The organism is Mesorhizobium ciceri WSM4083 (genome assembly GCF_000519305.1).
Classification (GTDB): Bacteria; Pseudomonadota; Alphaproteobacteria; order Rhizobiales; family Rhizobiaceae; genus Mesorhizobium; species Mesorhizobium ciceri_B.
Genome location: NZ_JAFG01000005.1, coordinates 527,970 through 543,334, shown reverse-complemented (window position 1 = coordinate 543,334; position 15,365 = coordinate 527,970). Strand labels below are relative to the sequence as shown.

Here is a 15,365-nt window from a genome sequence, read left to right as displayed (position 1 = left end):
GTTGCAGCGTCGTGCTTTGTTCCGGTCTGGACCAGATCAGCCGGGATTGCTGGCGAAGCCGGCTACCATCGCCTCGACATCGGCGCGGGCGGCGTCCAGCGCCTCCTGGCTGCGGGCGCGCACGACCAGTTCGGTCCAGAACTTGCCATCGCCATATTTCGGGTAGGAGCCGATGATCGTATCGGGATGCGCTTTCTGTATATCGCCTAGCGGCCCGCCGATGAGGCCTTCGCCGAACGGGCAGGGCACGGTCGCCGAAAGCATCTTCGTGCCAGCCTTCAGCGTCGGCACGACATTGTCGAGCATGGCCTGGAAAATTGACGGCACACCGGCCATGACGTGAACGTTGCCGATGCGGAAGCCAGGCGCGACCGACACCGGATTGTCGATGAGATCGGCGCCGCGCGGCATCCGTGCCATGCGCTTGCGGGCCTGCGTGTATTCGATGCCGCGCGCGGCATAGCTCGCCTCCAGCATCGCATAGGCCCGGGCATCGTATTCGCAAGGCACGCCAAAAGCCTTGGAGATGGAATCGGCCGTGATGTCGTCATGCGTCGGACCGATGCCGCCCGTGGTGAACACATAAGTGTAGCGCGCGCGCACGGCATTCACCGCCGCGATGATCTCGTCTTCCTCGTCAGGGACGATGCGCACTTCCTTGAGGTCGATGCCGATCGCCGTCATGATGTCGGCGAGATGGCCGATGTTCTTGTCCTTGGTGCGGCCGGACAGAATCTCATCGCCGATGACGAGCATGGCGGCGGTCACGATTTCAGGCATGGAAGGCTCCGGCATGACGGGTCGCCTGAGATAGCGCGGCGCGGCAGCGGCCGCAATGCCGCCCGAGCGGCGAACAAGCTGCACTTATATGGATCGACAGGCTTGATTTCGAATCCGTCGAAGGCCTCGGCCACATGCCGCAATTCAGCGAGCCTGAACGGGTCGTTGCCTTCATCAAACGCCTTGCGATCCGTGCATTCTCCGATCCGACATCCAGGCAGCTTCACGACAATTTCAAGGAACCATCGGTTGATTGACGGGTTTCACCTGTGTCGCTCCCAAGACGACAAAGACGATGAGATATGGAGTAATCCAAAATGTACACCAAACTTCTAGCAGCATCCGTCCTGACGATTGGTCTCGCCACATCGGCGATGGCACAGTCGTCGGACAGCACCTATTCAAACCACAGCTGGTGGCTGTTCGGCAATGAAGACCAAACGACTGTCGATCCCAGCACCACCGGCAGCATCAATGCAGATGGCTCCGGGTTGAACACCTTGGGCAACACCGGCCCGATTGGCCCATGTGCCGATCACACGCCCGGCCCTGACGCGAATGCCCAGGGGAACGTCAACGATCAGTATTGCGGCAAATGATGCCACTGGCAGCTGCGGGCCGCGGACTTTCTCGATGTCCGCGGCCGGCTCCTTGCCTGCCCGATAACGATTGCCGGAATTAATCTGACACTTCTGTCTGCGGCCGGTCGCGGCCGTCGGCCAGTTCCTCGTGCCATTTGCCTTCGGCGTCCTCATACTGGATGCCGTCGGTCGCTCCGGCGACCTGCTGCTCGGCCGAGGCGATTTCGGCCGCGCGCATTGCGTCCTGATGCGTGGGGAACGTCTCGGAAAAGGTCGCTCCGACCTTGTAGGCCCAGCCGCCGTCATGCTCGACGATCTTGTAAGTCAGCTTCGCCATGAAAAACCTCCGGTTGAAAGGTCCGTCTGCTCAATGCAGCCGGTCGTCGGGCAGTCTGTCGTCGGGCACCAGCACTTCCGATTCCTTGGCCGCTTCAATCAGCGCCCGGCGCGCATCTGCTGTCGAACGATAACCTTCCAGCACTTTGAGGCAAGTGTCGAGGGCATCACGATGGCGCGGGCCGCGATTGAGCGGCCACACCGTCATCAGGCACTCCGCAGCCTCCTGGGCGCTGCGGATGTGGCGATATTTGCCGACGTGGCCAAGTTCGACGACGACCGGCACTTCAAAAGGTTTGTTGTCCATCATGGCCGCAACGCAAAGCAGCCAATTTGGTTGCAACCATGGCCGTCAGCCTGCGCCCAAACGTCTCAGAGGCTGTTTGGAAAACCCTACTCCGGCAACCAGCACCGCAACCGGGAGGAATGCCCCGGCCGACAGATTTCCTCCCAAGCCTGGCCGCGCCCGCCACAGCCTCGCCATCGTAACAGCTCGCGGACGGAATTGCAGCGAAGCACCGTCAAGCTGTCTGGAGCCAAGGTGGCCGTGGTCGGGAGCGCGGACCGTTCAGCCCGTCGCCTTCATCCAATGCTGCATCGTGGTCACCGAACGGGCAAGCTGCGGTGCCGGGTGGATCGTTTCGCTGAATGTCGCCGCCGCACGCCATCCCCAGCGCGGATCGGCCAGGAAGGCCCGCGCCAGCGCCACCATGTCGGCGCGGCCCTCGGCGAGGATCGCTTCGGCCTGCTTCGGGTCGTCGATCAGGCCGACCGCACGGGTCGGAATATCGGCGCCCTTGCGCACCGCCTCCGCCAGATGCACCTGATAGCCGGGGCCGGTGGGCAATTTCTGCAACGGCGAATTGCCGCCGCTCGAGCAGCAGAGATAGGCAACGCCCTCGTCCTTGAGCGCCTTGGCCACTTCGATCGCGTCCGCTACGTCGAAGCCGCCATCGACCCAATCCATCACCGACAGCCGCGCGCCGAGCATCAGCTTTGGCGTAGCCTTGCGCACCGCCTTGGCGATCTCGACGACAAGACGCATGCGGTTTTCCAGCGAGCCGCCCCAGCGGTCCGTGCGCTGGTTGGACAAGGGCGACAGGAACTGGAAGATCAGGTAGCCATGCGCGGCGTGCAGTTCGATGAAATCGAAGCCGGCGCGTTCGGCCCGCCTTGCGGCTTCGGCGAAGCGCTCGATCAGTTGCAGGATCTCCTCGTCCTCCAGTGCGTGCGGCACGTTCCAACCGGTGTCGTAGGGGATGGCCGAGGCGGAGACGGTCTGCCAGGGATCCTCATTTGGCTGCAGTGGCCCGCCGCCTTCCCACGGCTTGCGGTTCGAAGCCTTGCGGCCGGCATGGGCGAGTTGGGAGCCGAATTTCGTGCCGGGTGCGGCGACGCGTCGTGCGGCGTCCAGTGCGCGGCGGGCGGCCGCTTCATTGTCTTCGGAATAGAGGCCGAGGCAGCCATGGGTGATACGCCCGCGCCGCTCGACATCGGTCATCTCGACCGTGACCATGCTGGCGCCGGACATTGCGAGGTTCATCCAGTGATGGAGATGCCAGTCACTGGCCGAGCCGTCGTCGGCGGAATACTGGCACATCGGCGCGACGGCGATGCGGTTGGGGAAGGTGAGGCCGTCGAGGGTGATCGGCTGGAAAAGCGACGCTGTCATGAGAAACTCCGGGAGGGTTCGCAGCTATTTAGGCGACCGATGGCGCCTGCGCCAGACACGAGGCGGTGAAAGGGGTTCTGGACCAATCACTGACGGGATTGCCGAAATGCCGGTTCGCGGCTACGCCTCGGCAATGCATGTCGCCCAAAAGTGGCCCCGGTTTGGGAGAGCGACATGCATAAAACAGGAGCATAAAGCGCGACGCGCTTTTGCATGGAGACCATGATGGAAGATCGTATTCGCGTCCGTTCGGAGGAAATCCTCTCCGACGACTGGGCCGTCTTGAAGAAGACCGTCCTCGACTATCGCCGGCGCGACGGTCAGTGGGAGACGCAAATCCGCCAGACCTATGATCGCGGCGACGGCGCGGTGATCCTGCCTTACGACCCCTTGCGTTCGACCGTGCTTCTGGTGCGCCAGTTCCGCTATCCCGCCTATGTCACCGGTCATCGCGAACCGTTGATCGAGGCCTGTGCCGGCCTGTTGGACGAAAACGATCCAGAGACCGCCATCCGCAAGGAAGCCGAGGAAGAGCTTGGTTACCGCTTGAAGGATATTGAGCGGCTGTTTTCGCCCTATATGAGCCCCGGCAGCGTCACCGAACGGCTCTGGTTTTTCATTGCCCGCTATTCGCCCGCCGATCGCATCTCGGCCGGCGGCGGCGCCCAAGAAGAGGGCGAGGATATCGAGGTTCTGGAAATGCCGCTCGACGAGGCGCTGGCGGGCATCGCCGATGGCCGCATCATCGACGCCAAGACCATTATCCTGATCCAGCATCTGAAGCTCAATCCGATGGCTGCCTGAACGGCGCCGGTCCTCCTTCGCCAAGGCTTCGGGGGACACTCCGTCATCTATTCGGGTGGCCCGCCACCCGAAGCTCGAAGAGCGAAGGGTGGTGCGGATGAAGGGACTCGAACCCCCACGCCTTTCGGCACTGGAACCTAAATCCAGGGCGTCTACCAGTTCCGCCACATCCGCATGGACCGGCAATCCCATGTGGCCATCATTCTGTCAATGTCGGAGACAAGATGTGGGTCAGCGACAAGATGTGGGTCAGGCCCGAATGCTGGTTATTCGCCGGAACGCGAAGACTGTTGAAAATTGGCCTCGCCTGTGACAAAAGGCGTGTCAAATGTGACGGGACGCGACGATCCGCTTCTGCAGAATGTGATAAGAAGTAGGAAAAACAAGAACTTATTCACATTTTGGAACGCAGTTTGGGAGAGTTTGAGCCGGGTTTTCGGTCAAATCGCCAGGTTCCGTACCAAAAGCCATTCCCGGCAAGAATATACCGGCAGGCTGTGAACGGCAGAGGCCGTGGCAGTCTCATTGGTGAAAACAAAGGTTTTACGATGCAGGTCACCGAAACGCTCAACTCCGGTCTCAAGCGAGAGATCAAGATCACCGTGCCGGCCGGTGACATGGAAGCCAAGCTGATGGCGCGGCTTTCGGATGCCCGCAACAAGGTCCGCATCAACGGCTTCCGTCCAGGCAAGGTGCCGGTGCAGCACCTGCGCAAGGTCTACGGCAAGTCGTTCATGGCCGAAGTGGTCAACGAAATCCTCAACGATTCGACCCGTTCGATCATTACCGGGCGTGGTGAAAAGGCTGCCATGCAGCCAGAAGTCATCATGACCGAGGACGAGAAGGAAGCCGAGAAGATCCTGGCCGGCGGTGCCGACTTCGAATTCCGCCTCAACTACGAGATCATCCCGGCGATCGAGATCAAGGACTTTTCCGACATCAAGGTGACACGCCAGGTGTTCGACGTTCCGGATACCGAGATCGACGAGCAGGTCCAGCGCGTTGCCGAATCGGCGCGCAGCTACGAGCCGAAGGCCGGCAAGGCCGCCAATGGCGACCGCGTCACCATCGACTATGTCGGCAAGATCGACGGCGAGGCCTTCAATGGCGGCGCCGGCACCGATCAGCCGCTGGTTCTGGGCTCGAAGGAGTTCATCCCCGGCTTCGAGGATCAGCTTGTCGGCGCCAAGGCCGGTGACGAAAAGCAGGTCACCGTGACTTTCCCGGAAAACTACCAGGCCGCGCATCTGGCCGGCAAGGAAGCGACCTTCGACGTCACCGTCAAGGAAGTGTCCCAGCCCGGCGCGCTGGAAATCAACGACGAGACCGCCAAGAACCTCGGCCTGGAGTCGCTGGAGCGCCTGCGCGACGTCGTGCGCGGCCAGATCGAGAACCAGTTCGGCGCCATGACGCGCCAGAAGGTCAAGCGCCAGCTGCTCGACCAGCTCGACGCGGCTTATTCGTTCGAGGCGCCGTCGAAACTCGTCGACGCCGAGTTCAACAACATCTGGGCGCAGGTCAATCGTGACCTGGAAGCAGCCGGACGCACCTTCGCCGACGAAGAGACGACGGAAGAAGAGGCGCGCACCGAGTATCTGCGGCTTGCCGAGCGCCGTGTGCGCCTCGGCCTGGTGCTGGCTGAAATCGGCGAGAAGGCCGGCGTGACCGTATCGGACGAAGAGCTGCAGCGCGGCCTGTTCGAGCAGGTGCGTCGCTATCCCGGCAATCAGCAGCAGGAAGTCTTCGAGTTCTACCGCAACAACCCGGAAGCGTTGAACACGCTGCGGGCGCCGATGTTCGAGGAAAAGGTGGTGGACCATCTGCTCGGTCAGATTTCGGTCACCGACGTCAAGGTCAGCAAGGAAGAGCTGATGGCCGACGACGAAGAGGACGAGACCGCCGTCAAGGCGAAGCCGGCGAAGAAAGTCGCCGCCAAGAAGGCCGACGCCAAGACGGCCGACGACGCGGAAGAGCCCAAGAAGAAGGCCGCGCCGAAGAAGAAGGCCTCCGAATAACACCAGCGCTCCGCTGAAACAGGAAGGCCGCCCTCGAGGCGGCCTTTTTCGTTGCCAAACTGCAACAGCCGCCATGCTTCGCGAGCGACGGCCTGTGGCGACCAAGCTTTGATCATTATCTGCGCCTCTATTGCAAGCCGCTTGGTTTTTGGAGGGCGTGTTGAGACTGTTCGTCGAATTGGGACACGCTTCGGCAATCGCGCTGATCCTTGTCTCGGTCTGCGGCATTGCCCAGGCCGGCACGGTGCCTGATAACTGGCGCTTCGGCACGAGCGAAGACGGCCTCGTCACGGCCTCGCTCTACGCCACCAACAAGCTGATCACCGGCGGCGGTGCCTTGAGCTACAGCCCGATCCTGACGATTGCCTGCCGGGCAAACGGCGAGCCGCACTGGACTGAATGGCTGCAACTGAACGACGCTGTTTCGGCCAGCCGCAAGATCACCATGTCGATCACGGTCGATCAGGAGAGCAAGTTCGATGAAAGCTGGGCGGTCGGACCGCGCGGCCGGATGCTGGTGCGCGATGGCGCCGATGGCATCAGGCGCCTTGTTGCCGCGAACCGGCTTCAGCTTTCCTGGCGGTTCGGGCTGCTGGCGGGGCGGGGTGAGGCTGATTTCGACCTCGCCGGGTTTGGCGAAGCGGTCAACCAGGTAGCCGGCAGCTGCAACGCCGATCCGCCGTGAACGGATCGTGAGCCAGGACCTCCAAATTTCTTGCGCAAGCTCGCCGGCTGTCAGAATGCGACGAGGTCACCAGACAGTAGCGCAAGTTCGGCCACGATGCCGCCGGCTGTCGTGGCATTGCTAACCGATCCATTCATGTTGGCGCTGCCGGCTAGCGGCACCATTTTTCGACGGCAATTGCAATTGCCTTGGTGCAATCGACGAGATCGCGCACCGAAACGCGTTCGTTCGGCTGATGCGCCTGCGCGGGGTCGCCGGGACCGAAATTGACGGTCGGCGTGTTGCCGAGGCCGGTCGGCAGGCCGATGTCGCTGTGCGCGCCAAAGCCACTCAGGACCGGCGAGAGATTGGCTTGCCTGACGGCCTCCTGGAAGACGCCGACAAAGGGATTGTCCGCTGGGATCTCGGCGCAGTCGGCGTCGAGGATCCACTCGACGCGGGCGGGGTGCTTTCGCAGGTATGGGTCTGCCTGGCAGACATTGGCTATGTGCTCTTCGATTTCGCGTTTGACGTTGCCGCCTAGTTTGAACTCGTCATGCTCGCTCGGCAGATACTGGGCGTCGATGATGATCTCGCCGCGCCCTGCCATGGAGGACGGATGTTCGCCGGCGCTCATCTGGGTGACGATGATCTGGTTGGGCAGGTCCATCAACGGATGGTTCTTTCTGGGATCGAACATCCAGCGCCGGTTGAGGATGTCGATGCCGTCGAGGATTTGCCGGCAAAGCTGGACGGCATCGACCGGGCCGCTCGAATACCAGGCATTGGGCGTCAGCTCCGCATGCCCGCCTATGCCGTCAATGATGATCTTCCCCCACAGAATGCCGTGACAGAGCGGTGCGATCCTGTTCGCCGTCGGTTCGGTCATGATGCCGGCGTCGGCGTGAAAGCCGCGATCGACCATGGCCAGCGACCCCATGCCGCCGATCTCCTCGTCGACGACGGTGGTGAAGACGACGTCTCCGGACAGGGGAATGTCCAACCCCCTTAGAATCTCGACGGCCATCAGCATGCAGGCGACGCCGCCTTTCATATCGACCGTACCACGGCCGTGTAGAAATCCATTCTTGAGGACGGGCTGGAACGGGTCGGTTGTCCAATGCCCGGCGGCGCCCGGCGGTACGACATCGATATGGCCGGTCAGCATGATGGAGCGACCGCCGCCGGTGCCCTTCAGGACGCCGCCGAGATTTGGCCTGCCCTCGAACGTCCTGCCCTTGTTGGCGCCGGCGCGTCCCTTGTATTTCTCGTAGAGCGCCGGGCCGTCCGGGTCCCACAGATCGGTCGAGAAGCCGAGCGCCTCGATGCGCTTTTGCAGATAGAGTTGGCAATCGCGCTCGCCGGGTCCGGCCTCTTTTGGGTTGGATTTCACGATCGAGGGGAAGGCGACGAGATCGCTCAGCGTTTCGACAATACGGTCGGCGCTTGCCTCGACGCGCGCGGCAATGATCTCTTCCATGGACGGCATCATGATCTCCAACGTTGGGAAAGTCGGTCGGCGAGAAGGACGAAAACCAGAAGGGCGCCGACAATCCCCACCTGCCAAACCGTGTTGATGTTCAATTGCAGAAGGCCGGTCTTCAGCGTGACCAGCAGCAGGACGGCCGCGAACACGCCACCAACGCCGCCACGCCCGCCGGTGATGGCAATGCCTCCAAGCATGGCGGCAGTCAGCGATTCGAGTTCGAGGTTCTGGCCGATATTGGGCCTGCCGCTGCCGAGCCAGGCGATCGAGACAAGACCGGCGGCGCCGGCGAGCGCACCACTCAGGGCGTAGAGGATGAAGCGAACGCGATCGACCGGAATGCCGACCAGTCTGGCCGAGCGTTCGTTGAAGCCCATGGCGTAGATCCAGCGCCCCCAGGCCGTTGACATGAGCACTAGGCCGGCAAGCGCAAAGCATGGGATGGCAAGCGTGAGAAAGGGCAGGGGAATGCCCATGACGACGCCGCGCCCCCACAGGAGCAGCCATGGAGGCACGCCCGCCTGGGCGGCACCGCCGGTGACGGCAAGTGCCGCGCCGGAATAGACGAAGAAGGTGCCGAGCGTTGCGATGAAGGGGAGAAGGGCGAGCCCGTTCACCAGCCATCCGTTCAAGGCACCGAGCATCGCGCCGGCCAGGATGCAGACGGCGGGCAGCAGCACCGGCGGCAATCCCAGCTTGAGGCAAAGCATCGCGACGATGGCGGACAGCGAGACAGCACCGCCGACCGAGAGGTCGATACCGGCGCCGCCGGCCACGATGACCAACCCTTGTCCAAGGCCGACCAGGGCCAGGATCGTCGAGAACTGAAGGATGGTGGTGACGGTGCCGAGATTGAAGACAGAAGGCTTGAGCGCCAGCAGGCCGACAATCACGATCAGCCAAAGCGCGCAGAGCAAAGCCAGGGTAAGGGCAGGGCCCTGCAGGTTGCGGAGCGTTTTCATGCGCGGGCTCGTTGAAATCTGCCGAGCGGCAATCGGTTGCAAACAGCTTCGAAGCCAAGCACGCCGATGATGAGAACCCCGGTAACGACAGGCTGCCAAAGGGAAGGGACACCGATCAGCAGTAGACCGTTCTGCAGGATTCTCAGAAGCAGCACGCCGAGCACGGTGCCGATAAGGCTGCATCTGCCGCCCAATATGCTGGTGCCGCCAAGAATGACTGCGGCAATGGCGTCGAGCGCCAGCGTGCTGCCGATCGTCATTTCCACGTTGCGGTAGGTGGCGACGTAGAACATGGCGGCAATGCCGGTCAGCACGCCGCTGACGACGAAGGTCATGAAGCGGATCTTGATCACTGGGATGCCCGAAAGCCGCGCTTTTTCCTCCGAATTGCCGATCGCCAGCAGATGCAGCCCATAAGGAGTTCGCCGCAGCGCCAGCCAGACGGCCAGATAGGCAATGGTGATCGCCAGGGCAGGGACGGGGACGCCGAGCACGCTGGTTGCAAGAACTTCTGTAAGGCTCGAGGGCAGGCCGGAAAGCCATTGCCCTCCGAGAAGTACGAAGACGGCGGTGCGGTAGACACCGAGCAAGCCGAGCGTACCGACGATTGCCGGAACGCGGCCGATGACAACGACGGTGGCGGTCACACATCCCAGCAGCGCACCGACCAAAGGGCCTGCAATGAGCGCCAGCAGCGGATTGCCGCCGGCGCCGAGCACACGCCCGATGGCGATGGCCGCCAGACCCATGACGATGCCGATCGATACATCGATGCCGCCCATGGCGAGCAGCAGGGTCATGCCAAGGCCGATCAGCAGCAGTTCGACACTGTTGCGCAGGACCGTGGCTGCATTGCCTGATGTCGCGTAGTGCGGCGATGCGACAGAAAAGATGACGATCGCCACCAAACAGGCGACAAGCAGAGACCACTCCCGCCCGTTCATGGAGAAGACACCGTTTCCCAACTGCCGCACCACGTTCATGTCGGGCTCAGAAGTTGAACTTGTCGACATTGTCCTTGGTGAAGACAGCCGGCGGCCCGAGCAGCAAAATGCCCTTGGCGGCATCATAGGTGACGGGCTTTTCCAGGCCGGCGACCTTGTTTTCCGCTTCGAAGCTCTTGCCGTCGATCAGCTGTTTGCCGGCCCAGACCGTGAGATAGCCGAGTTGCTCGGGATCCCAGAGAACGGTGAAGCCGAAGGCGCCGCTCTTCAGGTAGGACCGTGCCGTGTTCGGGCTGCAATAGCCGGCACCGATGACCGAGCCGATCTTGCCGGCGGTTTCGATGGCCTGGGCTACGCCCGGGCATGTCGAGGAGGCGACGGCGATGATGGCCTTGATGTCCGGGTTGGCCGCCATCAGATCGCCTGATATTTGCGCGGCGCGTTCGGCGGTGCCGCCGGCGAATTGCGGCGCGAGCAACTTCAGCTTCGGATATTTGGCGGTGGCTTGCTTCTGCATGAAGCCGATCCAGGCGTTGAGATTGGACGCCGTTGCCTCGCCGGAGACGATGCCGATGGTTGCGTCCTCGCCGACGCGCTTGACGAGTTCGTCGACAATGGTTGTGCCGAGGCCTTCGTCGGTCGCCTGCGCCACATAGACAGCGCGGCCGCTGTCGGGCGCGTCGCTGTCACTGGTGAACAGCTTGATGCCTTTCGCCTTGGCGCTCTCGACCACGGGTGCGATGCTGGAGGCATCGAGGACGCTGACCGAGATCGCCTCGACGCCCTGATCGATCAGGTTCTGGACGATCTGCAACTGGTCGACCGGATTGGTGTCGACGGGGCCGGAGTAGATGAAATCGACGCCGAGATCCTTGGCGGCGCGATTGCCGCCGGCTTCCATGGCGTTGAAGTAAGGGATGCCGATCAATTGCGGGACGAAGGCGACCTTGTGTTTGTCCGCGGCATGCGCCGCGGTTGCAATGGCGAGTGACAGTGCGGAAGCGGCGAGCACTTTCTTGAACTGTGAAAGCATTGTGTTTGAACCTCTCTGGAAATGACGTGCGTTTCAGTTTGTTTTTTCAAGCGCCCGCACGTCGGGATGAGCGCCTGTTATCAGCGAAACGACTTCCTCGTGATGGGTCTCGGCCGCCAGCCGTTCGGCGACCTTGCGGCCGCGTCGGAACACCACGATGCGGTCGGCAACCTCGAAGACTTCGGAAATGTTGTGGCTGATGAGCACAACGGCACAGCCGCGCGCGGCAAGTCGCCGTGTCAGCGCCAGGACCTTGCGCGTTTCGGCAACGGCAAGGGCCGCGGTCGGCTCATCCATGATGACCAGCCTGGCATTCAGATTAAGCGCCCGGCAGATTGCGACGGCCTGGCGTTGGCCGCCCGACAGGCTGCCTACAGGCGCTTCTGGATCGGAAATATGAGCATCGAGCTCCTTCAGCAGGCCGTCGACGCGCTGGCGCATTTCTTTGCGCTTCAGGAACGGAATGCCCAAAATGGAGCGTTTCAATTCGCGGCCGAGAAAGACGTTTTCGGCGATCGACAGGTTCTCCGAAAGCGCCAGTTCCTGAAAGATCGTCGCGATCCCCGATGCCGCGGCATCCTTGGGCGAGTGAAAGGCGACCGGATTGCCCTCGATGACAAGCTCCCCATCACTGGGCGGATGAGCACCTGCCAGGATCTTGATGAAGGTCGATTTGCCGGCGCCATTGTCGCCGAGAAGCGCCAGCACCTCGCCGGAGCGGATCTCCAGATCGACATTTGCCAGCGCGGTCAGCGCGCCGAAGCGCTTGGCGATGTTTCTGGCGACAAGAAAGGGCTCTGTCATGACGGGTTCCCCGACGAGTGCGGATCGGCTAGGCGGCGTTGCTGACCCAGCGCAGCACGTTGGTCCAAAGCCGCGCGTAGCCAGGCCATTCGACAAAACTGTTCGGCAGCCAGTGAGGGCCGATGTCCGACGTCCAGACCAGCGTACGCCCTTCGCCATGGCGCCCGGTGACCAGCAGGGGATGACCGCCCTGGTCCTGCGGCAGCCGCGCCAGGACCTCGACATCGTCGCGATCACGGGCGATGACCTCGTTGGCACCGAGCAGCAGCGGCCATTCGCCCTCGATGCCGGCAAAAATCGGATGATCCCTGGAACCAGTGATCTCAGGACGAAAGCCTTCCGGAATTTCGAGCCGGTCATCATTGGGAAGGCAGGTCACCGGCAGCGCCTCCTCGACCGCCGTGCGATGCCAGCGCGCCTTGCCGTCAATGCCCTGGAAGCTGAAATAGCCGCCGATCATGATCAGGCCGCCGCCGGCCAGCGTCCAGTCGCGCAAGAGCTTGAGCCGGTTGGGAACCGTTTTGCCGTGCAGCCAGACATCGGGGTGGAGCAGGAGCGAATTCGCGCCAATGTCGGACAGGATGATCGTCCTGTATTGCGACAGCCCTTCCATGGTGAAAGGCAGCTTCTCGACAGCCTCGTGAGCGGGCATGTAGTCAAGATCGAATTCGCTGTCCTTCAAGGCGTCCACCAGGGGTGTTGCGCCCAGGTGAAAGGTGACGCTGCCGAACTGGTCGAACCCCTTGTAGTGGGTGGCCGAACTCACCCAGCTTTCGCCGACAAGAAGGACTTTTGTTTTCGCCATGGTCATACTCTCCTGATTTCGTCGGTTGATGCGGTGTTCCGCGCCAGGTCGAAACGTCGATAAGCCATTGTTTAACTGGCCATCACGGCGTTGTTCGCCAGGGCCGCAGCCTGCAGCGTGGCAAAGTCCGCGATGTAACCCTGCGCGCCTTCGACCGTTGTCGTCAGGCTCGCCCCGATCGCCGCATAGCGCGCGGCGTCGTCAAGCGACGCGCCATGCAGCCAAAGGGCAAGGAAGATGCCGGCAAAGCTGTCGCCGGCGCCCGTCGCGTCGACGCGATTGACCGGCAGTGCCGGCACCTCGATCTGCGGGCCGCCATTCGCCGGAAAAACGACGGCGCCGAACTCGCCGAGGGTGAGCACGACCGTTCCCCGTTGTTTGATGCGTGACAGCATCAGCCGCACCTCTTCGATCGTCGTCGCCATGCGGCTGCGAAAGTCGAAGATCTCCCGTATCATCACATCGTTGATGAAGGTCAGATCGATCTGTTTGACCATCTGCGTGAAGGTTTCCGGCGTGCGTGCGCTTTTGGGAAGACCGGCCGAATGCAGGCTCACCTTCCAGCCCGCCTGATGAAAGCGCGCAATGGAGGCCGTCATCGTCTCGTAGTGAAAGCCTTCGATATGAAGGCAGGCCGGACGTCGCTCGGGCTGGATATCCAGATTGGCTGTCAGGTCGACTTCGCCAAGCTCGAACGGTTCGCTGATGATCGTCCGGCTGCCATTGCGCTCGATGATCACGATCGCCTGGGAGAGGCGGTTGTTGGGCGTGTTGCGGATCGGCAAGGCGTGGACACCCAGTTTCGAAAGCGCGCCGAGCGCCCAATCGCTCTCTGGATCCTCGCCAACCGCTGTCGCCAGCTCAACGTCCAGCGCGTAGGGAGCTCCGATGCCGGCGGCGGCAACCGCGAGATTGGCCGCGGGGCCACCCAGCGCCTTGTCGATGTGGCTGGCGGTGATCCGGTCGTCGCGATGCGGCAGCACGTCGACGCGGCACAGGAAGTCGACACTCACCCTACCGGCGACCAGAAGTCTTGGCAGATGCTCGAGATTCTTTGGCCTGCGTGGCGCGCGGCCCGGCAGTGAGCGCGCAAAGGAGCTCGGCCGGTACATCAGCGCGGCAACCGCCTTCTCGATGCGGTCGCGCGTGCCTTCCTTCAGGCTTGCCGTTCCATTGATGAAGTTCGACACCGTGCCGATGGAAACACCGGCGGTTCGTGCGACATCCGCTATGGTCGGGCGCTTGCGTTGCAATGGCGGAGTTCCAATTGAAGCGTTTCAAAACGGTAGCAGCGAAAATGCGATGCCTCAACGGAATTGTCTTCTAAAAATCAAGAGAGCATTCTTCTCGATTGGAAGTTTAATCCAGAGATAGAGCGGACCTTGGGCCCTCTTTCCAACATTGAACAATTTTCAAATTTTTTGGTAAAAGATTGTGCAAGCGAATTTCCTGCACCTCATTCGATCGCCTAGGCTTGATCGGACGGTGGTGGCATGCCCCCGGCCCGTCAGATCAGCAACAGGCCCTTCATGCTGGCGTATCCCTTGCGCCCGATGATGATATGGTCGTGCACCGCGATGCCCAGCCGCTTGCCCGCCTCGATGATCTCCTTTGTCATTTCGATATCGGCTCGTGAGGGTGTGGGGTCGCCTGACGGGTGATTGTGGACCAGGATGATGGCGGTGGCCGAGAGTTCGAGGGCGCGCCTGACCACCTCGCGCGGGTAGACGGGCGTATGGTCGACGGTGCCTGTCTGCTGAACCTCGTCGGCGATCAGCGCGTTCTTCTTGTCGAGGAACAGGATGCGGAACTGCTCGCGCGCCTCGAAGGCCATGACCGACCGGCAATAGGCAAGAAGCTGTGTCCAGGACGAGAGGACTTCGCGACCCTGCACCTCTCCGCGCGCCATGCGCTGCGCGGTTGCCGCGACGATCTTGAGGTCGAGTGCCACCGCAGGGCCAACGCCCTTGACCTCCTGCAGCAGGCCCACCGGGGCGCCAAGCACTTCGGCCAGTGTGCCGAAGCGTGCCAGCAGCGCCTTGGCCGCCGGTTTGGTGTCGGCACGAGGGATCAGGCGAAAGAGCAGAAGTTCCAGAAGCTCATAATCGGGCAGGGCGTCCGGACCCGCCAGGGCAAAACGCTCGCGCAGTCGGTCGCGGTGTCCGAGGTAATGCGGCTTTTCGTCGAGCGTCGCCTTGGCTTTCGCCGCAGGCCGCATCGGCGCTTCGGAGAAGAAACTCCGCTCGTCGTCGTCGTTTGTGTTTCCCATACACCGCCCACATTGCTCCAGCGCAGACATTAGAACTGTTCTGGCCGAGATTGAAACAGTTCTGTTCCCCGATCGCGAGACGCCCCACGGCAGATCGTGGCTATGGCTTTCTCATACGGCAAGATGAAACCACGATTGCGCAACAAAACTTAACATCACTTAACGCATGCGGCCATTTTCACCTGACATGTTGGCACCATCGGAGGCTCG

At 62.1% G+C, this 15,365-nt stretch carries 16 protein-coding genes and 1 tRNA gene; 4 read left to right on the top strand and 13 right to left on the bottom strand.

Annotation, left to right across the window (positions count from 1 at the left end):
• Positions 1-36 precede the first annotated feature (36 nt).
• Complete coding sequence (locus MESCI2_RS0112425; protein ID WP_027036888.1) at positions 37-780, bottom strand: competence/damage-inducible protein A; 744 nt, start codon at positions 778-780, stop codon at positions 37-39.
• 317 nt (positions 781-1,097) lie between these two features.
• Here MESCI2_RS0112425 and MESCI2_RS0112415 point away from each other — a divergent pair, with 317 nt between their 5' ends.
• A complete protein-coding gene (locus MESCI2_RS0112415; protein WP_027036887.1) occupies positions 1,098-1,379 on the top strand; it encodes a hypothetical protein in 282 nt (93 codons plus the stop codon).
• A gap of 79 nt (positions 1,380-1,458) precedes the next feature.
• On the opposite strand, the gene MESCI2_RS0112410 is transcribed toward MESCI2_RS0112415, so the two are convergent.
• The 3 genes from MESCI2_RS0112410 to MESCI2_RS0112400 all read right to left on the bottom strand — a co-directional run bounded on the left by MESCI2_RS0112410 (position 1,459) and on the right by MESCI2_RS0112400 (position 3,369).
• The gene (locus tag MESCI2_RS0112410) at positions 1,459-1,698 is read right to left on the bottom strand and encodes a DUF2188 domain-containing protein (protein WP_027036886.1); all 240 of its coding nucleotides are present in this window, start codon (positions 1,696-1,698) and stop codon (positions 1,459-1,461) included.
• A gap of 30 nt (positions 1,699-1,728) precedes the next feature.
• A complete protein-coding gene (locus tag MESCI2_RS0112405; RefSeq protein ID WP_013532012.1) occupies positions 1,729-2,007 on the bottom strand; it encodes a DUF982 domain-containing protein in 279 nt (92 codons plus the stop codon).
• Positions 2,008-2,265: 258 nt separating this feature from the next.
• Complete coding sequence (locus MESCI2_RS0112400; RefSeq protein ID WP_027036885.1) at positions 2,266-3,369, bottom strand: NADH:flavin oxidoreductase/NADH oxidase; 1,104 nt, start codon at positions 3,367-3,369, stop codon at positions 2,266-2,268.
• Between the two features lie 225 nt (positions 3,370-3,594).
• Here MESCI2_RS0112400 and MESCI2_RS0112395 point away from each other — a divergent pair, with 225 nt between their 5' ends.
• Positions 3,595-4,173: an NUDIX domain-containing protein gene (locus tag MESCI2_RS0112395; RefSeq protein ID WP_027036884.1), complete on the top strand. Its 579-nt coding sequence runs from the start codon at positions 3,595-3,597 to the stop codon at positions 4,171-4,173.
• 89 nt (positions 4,174-4,262) lie between these two features.
• Here MESCI2_RS0112395 and MESCI2_RS0112390 read toward each other — a convergent pair.
• Positions 4,263-4,347: transfer RNA gene (locus tag MESCI2_RS0112390), tRNA-Leu, on the bottom strand.
• A 374-nt stretch (positions 4,348-4,721) separates the two neighbouring features.
• Between MESCI2_RS0112390 and tig the strand changes: the two genes are divergently transcribed.
• A complete protein-coding gene (gene tig / locus MESCI2_RS0112385) occupies positions 4,722-6,188 on the top strand; it encodes a trigger factor (protein WP_027036883.1) in 1,467 nt (488 codons plus the stop codon).
• A gap of 160 nt (positions 6,189-6,348) precedes the next feature.
• The gene (locus MESCI2_RS0112380; RefSeq protein WP_027036882.1) at positions 6,349-6,873 is read left to right on the top strand and encodes a hypothetical protein; all 525 of its coding nucleotides are present in this window, start codon (positions 6,349-6,351) and stop codon (positions 6,871-6,873) included.
• 151 nt (positions 6,874-7,024) lie between these two features.
• Here the strand turns inward: MESCI2_RS0112380 and MESCI2_RS0112370 are convergent, their stop codons facing one another.
• From MESCI2_RS0112370 to radC, 8 genes are all read right to left on the bottom strand, one after another.
• Positions 7,025-8,344: a M20 family metallopeptidase gene (locus tag MESCI2_RS0112370; protein ID WP_245270309.1), complete on the bottom strand. Its 1,320-nt coding sequence runs from the start codon at positions 8,342-8,344 to the stop codon at positions 7,025-7,027.
• Positions 8,341-9,300 (bottom strand): ABC transporter permease, encoded by a 960-nt coding sequence (locus MESCI2_RS0112365; protein ID WP_027036880.1) that lies wholly within the window; start codon positions 9,298-9,300, stop codon positions 8,341-8,343. The genes MESCI2_RS0112370 and MESCI2_RS0112365 overlap by 4 nt, the downstream gene beginning before the upstream one ends.
• Positions 9,297-10,283, bottom strand: a complete 987-nt coding sequence (locus MESCI2_RS0112360; RefSeq protein WP_081738705.1) for an ABC transporter permease — start codon at positions 10,281-10,283, stop codon at positions 9,297-9,299. The genes MESCI2_RS0112365 and MESCI2_RS0112360 overlap by 4 nt, the downstream gene beginning before the upstream one ends.
• A 7-nt stretch (positions 10,284-10,290) precedes the next feature.
• Positions 10,291-11,277 (bottom strand): autoinducer 2 ABC transporter substrate-binding protein, encoded by a 987-nt coding sequence (locus MESCI2_RS0112355; protein WP_027036878.1) that lies wholly within the window; start codon positions 11,275-11,277, stop codon positions 10,291-10,293.
• 33 nt (positions 11,278-11,310) lie between these two features.
• A complete protein-coding gene (locus tag MESCI2_RS0112350; protein ID WP_027036877.1) occupies positions 11,311-12,081 on the bottom strand; it encodes an ATP-binding cassette domain-containing protein in 771 nt (256 codons plus the stop codon).
• 28 nt (positions 12,082-12,109) lie between these two features.
• A complete protein-coding gene (locus MESCI2_RS0112345) occupies positions 12,110-12,886 on the bottom strand; it encodes a glutamine amidotransferase (protein WP_027036876.1) in 777 nt (258 codons plus the stop codon).
• 71 nt (positions 12,887-12,957) lie between these two features.
• Complete coding sequence (locus MESCI2_RS0112340; RefSeq protein ID WP_027036875.1) at positions 12,958-14,139, bottom strand: carbohydrate kinase family protein; 1,182 nt, start codon at positions 14,137-14,139, stop codon at positions 12,958-12,960.
• Positions 14,140-14,393: 254 nt separating this feature from the next.
• Positions 14,394-15,155 carry a RadC family protein gene (radC, locus tag MESCI2_RS0112335; RefSeq protein ID WP_027036874.1) on the bottom strand — a complete coding sequence of 254 codons (762 nt, stop codon included), beginning with the start codon at positions 15,153-15,155 and terminating at the stop codon, positions 14,394-14,396.
• Between the last annotated feature and the right edge of the window lie 210 nt (positions 15,156-15,365).